Origin of the sequence: Spirillospora sp. NPDC048819, assembly GCF_040650055.1 — a bacterium.
Classification (GTDB): Bacteria; Actinomycetota; Actinomycetes; order Streptosporangiales; family Streptosporangiaceae; genus Spirillospora.
The window spans coordinates 1-4,065 of record NZ_JBEZGN010000086.1; the positions used below are offsets into that span (position 1 = coordinate 1).

The 4,065-nt window shown below is 70.3% G+C and carries 5 protein-coding genes and 2 pseudogenes; 3 read left to right on the forward strand and 4 right to left on the reverse strand.

Annotated features, from left to right (window positions below):
• The 4 genes and pseudogenes from AB0C35_RS45780 to AB0C35_RS45795 all read right to left on the reverse strand — a co-directional run.
• Positions 1–719, reverse strand: a pseudogene (locus AB0C35_RS45780) (hypothetical protein); the annotation flags it as partial.
• Positions 719–1,369, reverse strand: a complete 651-nt coding sequence (locus AB0C35_RS45785) for a hypothetical protein (RefSeq protein ID WP_358470914.1) — start codon at positions 1,367–1,369, stop codon at positions 719–721. The pseudogene AB0C35_RS45780 and the gene AB0C35_RS45785, both read right to left, overlap by 1 nt.
• Before the next feature lie 74 nt (positions 1,370–1,443).
• Positions 1,444–1,746, reverse strand: coding sequence for a hypothetical protein (locus AB0C35_RS45790; protein ID WP_358470917.1), 303 nt, complete (start codon positions 1,744–1,746; stop codon positions 1,444–1,446).
• Complete coding sequence (locus AB0C35_RS45795) at positions 1,740–2,186, reverse strand: hypothetical protein (RefSeq protein ID WP_358470919.1); 447 nt, start codon at positions 2,184–2,186, stop codon at positions 1,740–1,742. Before AB0C35_RS45795 ends, AB0C35_RS45790 begins: the two co-directional genes overlap by 7 nt.
• A 249-nt stretch (positions 2,187–2,435) precedes the next feature.
• On the opposite strand from AB0C35_RS45795, the gene AB0C35_RS45800 reads away from it, so the two are divergent.
• The 3 genes and pseudogenes from AB0C35_RS45800 to AB0C35_RS45810 form a co-directional block, all read left to right on the forward strand.
• Complete coding sequence (locus AB0C35_RS45800) at positions 2,436–2,744, forward strand: helix-turn-helix domain-containing protein (protein WP_358470922.1); 309 nt, start codon at positions 2,436–2,438, stop codon at positions 2,742–2,744.
• Positions 2,745–2,774: 30 nt separating this feature from the next.
• A complete protein-coding gene (locus AB0C35_RS45805) occupies positions 2,775–3,749 on the forward strand; it encodes a bifunctional lytic transglycosylase/C40 family peptidase (RefSeq protein ID WP_358470925.1) in 975 nt (324 codons plus the stop codon).
• 14 nt (positions 3,750–3,763) lie between these two features.
• Positions 3,764–4,065: pseudogene (locus tag AB0C35_RS45810) on the forward strand (hypothetical protein); the annotation flags it as partial.

Consider the following 4,065-nt stretch of genomic DNA (forward strand, 5'->3'; position numbering starts at 1 on the left):
TTGTAGAAGATGAGCGCGAGCATCCAGCCCGCGACGCGGGTGAACCACGCTTTGGTCGATGAGGTGAGCATCCCGGCCGCTGCCAGCGGCAGCAGGCCGGCCAGGATGACCAGCGCCCCTCCGCGAAACAGCAGCAGCAGGGCCTGGATGATGCCGATGAACAGCGCGAACAGGCACAAGATCAGCACCAGCGCCGCCGGTGTCCCGGACGGGAACGTCACGATCTTGGTCATCCGCTCGGCGAAGCCGCCTTGAGAGGACGCGGTCAGCACCCAGCCGCACCACTCGTCGCCCCACTGCAGCAGCAGGTTCGGCACAAGCGCGCCGATCGCGGTGACCGCCGTCAGCACGACCAGACCCCGGCCGGCGTCGATCAGCGGGTTCGCCTTGTGGGTCAGCGCCATCCGCGCGGCGACGACCAGCAGCGCCATCACCGCGACCGCGACCGTCAACGGCTGAACCAGCAGCTGCAGATGCCCGATCGCCGACTCCTTCTCCAGGTCCGGCGAGGGGGTCTCCACCCACCAGGACGCGGTCTTGGAGATCAGCCAGCCGACCGCCGCCTGGAACGACTCGGCCGCCTCGTCCAGCACCTTCCCGCCGATCGCGCCCCCAATATCGGGCATCGAGGGAAGGAACGGATTCCCGCCCCCGTCGTTGTCCACCGGCTGGACGCACGCCGGATCCATGACCGGCGAGCACGGGTCGAGCGGAAGCATCAGCCACCCCCGCCCTGCAAGCGGACGTAGCCGTCCAGCGACTCGATCGCCGACGCCGCCCCAGACCACGCCCCGCCGGGCGGTCCGACGACACGCCAGTCACCGTCCTGCCAGCGCAGCTGGATCCGGGTCACCGCGCGGGCGGTCACATCACTGTCGCCCGGACCGGCCGACACCAGATCCACGCTCGCGACCTGCGGCGAGTAGCCCTGCCAGCGGAAACCCTCCAGCACGACATACCCGCGCCCCAACGCGGCACCGTCGGGCCGGTCACCGCGCAACTCCTCGTACGCCTGGCGGGTCGAGGCCAGCAGGGCTTCGGCGTCCGGGCCGATGACCTGCTCGTCGATGGTGGGCTCGAACACCTTCGGCCCCCACCGCGCGTTCGCCCGCACCGCGATATGCACCGCGGCCAGCAACGCCCCCAGCGGCGTGCGAGCAAACCCGGCCGCCCGATCATCGCCGACATCGCCTGGGCCAGCCGCCCCCGAGTAGGGGAGAAGGACACCGTGGTAATCCCGCCACGCCACACCCGCAAACGACACCTGCGGAGCGTTCACCAGCTGCCCCGCCTGCACCGTCGTCCGGACGGTGATGGGCGGGCTGTTCGGCTCGGTCCTGAACGCCACCGGCGCGGCCAGCCCGGTCAACGTTCCTCCGGCGATCACTGTCATCGCGATGACCCGGCCACGACGCCACCACGCAACACCCTCTTGGCGTCGGCTCATTCGAAGAACACCCCGACGATCGGCGCCGCTGTCGCGGCCAGGCTGAGCCCGCCGAGCACCCACGGGATACCGGTCGCGCCGTCAGCTGCGAACGTCGATCGGTTCTTGCGTCCGATGGCCATCTGGCCCGCGCAGATGAACAGACCCGCGACCCCGCAGATCAGCACGCCCCACTTGCCCCATGCCAGCAGCGTGTTCATCTTCTGATCCAGCCCCGGCGGCGGCTCCGGAGGCGGATCGGGTACATCGACGTCGGCGCCCGGCACCAGCCGCGACAGGCCGAGCAGCGATGTCAGCATGAGCATCGCCCCCGCTCGCCCGACACGCCGACCAGGCGGCGCAGCTCATCGAGGGCGTGGCGCGCCTTGCCGGGCAGAGCGACCACGCACGGGTCCTCCACCAGCCGCAGCGCCCGCACATGCGGAACGCGCACCACGCCCCCGACCCGTCCTTCCAGCAGCGCGAATCGGGCCGTGGCGTCCCGCGATTCGGGGCCGCCGTCGCTGACGATCGCCAGCGCCGACACCCGCTCATCCCAGTCCCACAACGCGCCGATCGCGGCCGTCGCGTCCTTGGCCGCCACCGCGGTGTTCCGCACCGCCAGTACCACCGGGCGGCCCTTGGCGCGCAGCGGCGAACGGCCCACCTCCAGCAGCGGCTTGATCGAGCCCATATCCCACGCCGCCAGCAGCAGTGCGGTCAGCGTGGACGTTCCCGCGCCGCCATGCGCGCCGACCACGACGACCTCCAACACCTCTTCGCGCGCCTGATGGCCCGGGATCGGTCCGGTTTGTCGAAGACTCACCCACATACCCCCGAATCGATGCTCTGGGTTGCTGGACGATCACCGTACGTGGCAAGATTATGGAGCGCAAGCATCACAAAACAATTTCTTGAAACGCCATCACACGTCAGAACGTGCTTCCGCAGCACCCATCCACCACACTTGGAAGGACGAACCGTGACCGCCGATCCAGGAGCCCCCGCGATGACCGAGACACCCGGCCGCGACCCCGACGTCCTCACCACCGCCGAACTCGCGACCAAACTCGGCCTGTCGCCCCAGACCGTCCGCCGGATGGCCAACGCCGGGCAGATCCCCGCCCTCAAAACCGGCAAAGACTTCCGGTACTCCTGGGAAGCAGTCCGCCAGGTGCTGCGGCAGCCCCACCACCAACCCGGGGAAGCCGCCGATGACCCAAACCACCAGCCACAACCCGCTGAGGCGCCCAAGAAGGGCGCCGGCTACCGCGCCCAACGCCGCGCCCGCTCCGGCGCCAACAACACCACCGACTAACCGCCCCGCCTCACCCCGGCGGCCCACTCGGTGAAGGCCGCGGCCACCGCATGCGCCGCCGCCGTCCTCCTGCCGCTGGCGCTCCTCATCCTCCTCGCCGGGCAGAACTCGGCCGCGGGCATCGACTCAGGGCTGGCCGGAGCACCCACCGCCGAGGCCAAACGCGACATCCCACCGGCCTACCTGCGCTGGTACCTCGACGCCGCCCACACCTGCCCCGGCCTGCCCTGGAACGTCCTGGCCGCCATCGGAAAGATCGAATCCGACCACGGCCGCTCCACCATGCCCGGCACCCACTCCGGCGAAAACTCGGCCGGAGCCGGCGGCCCCATGCAATTCCTCGCCGCCACCTGGGCCGCCTACGGCGTCGACGGCGACCACGACGGGCGCAAGGATCGCTACAACCCCGCCGACGCGATTTACGGCGCCGCCAACTACCTGTGCGCCAACGGCGCCGGCAAAGGCGGAAAGCACCTGCGCCGCGCGATCTGGCACTACAACCACGCCGACTGGTACGTCCGCAAAGTCCTCGACCAGGCAGCCCACTACGCCACCCCCACCACCAGCCGACGCGGCGCCATCGCCGTCAAGGCAGCCCTGCGCTGGCTGGGCACCCCCTACTCCTGGGGCGGCGGCGGACCCTCCGGCCCCACCTACGGCATCGCCCACGGCGCCGGCACCAAAGGCTTCGACTGCTCCGGCCTCACCCAATATGCCTGGGCCAGGGCCGGCGCCCGCCTACCCCGCGTCGCCGCCGCCCAATACAACGCAGGCACTCACATCCCCCGCCGCCAACTCCAACCCGGCGACCTGCTGTTCTTCGCCACCAACCCGGGCAACCCCGCCACCATCCACCACGTCGGCATCTACTACGGCCGCGGACGCATGATCCACGCGCCCCACACCGGCGACGTCGTCCGCATCGCCCAATTCACCGGCAACCCCTACCGCGAACGCCAATACATCGGCGCCATCCGCCCCACCCCACACACCACCAAGACCTGACCGGAGGAACGCCCTTGCACCCACACCACAACCCCAACCGCCGCCACGGCCCGAGTCCCACCCCTGCAACCAGAAACCAGCACCCACCACGCACGTCCCCGGCGAAGAAGACGAAGCAGAAGCCGCCCTGCGGGCCGATCCGCGCCTTCAGCTACGGCGGCGGCTGGCAATCCACCGCCGCCCTCGTCCTAGCCGCCCAAGGCCACATCGACTTCTCCACGTTCCTGTTCGCCAACGTCGGCGACGACTCCGAACACCCCGCCACCCTGCGCTACATCCGCGAACACGCCGCTCCCTACGCCGCCGCCCACGGCAT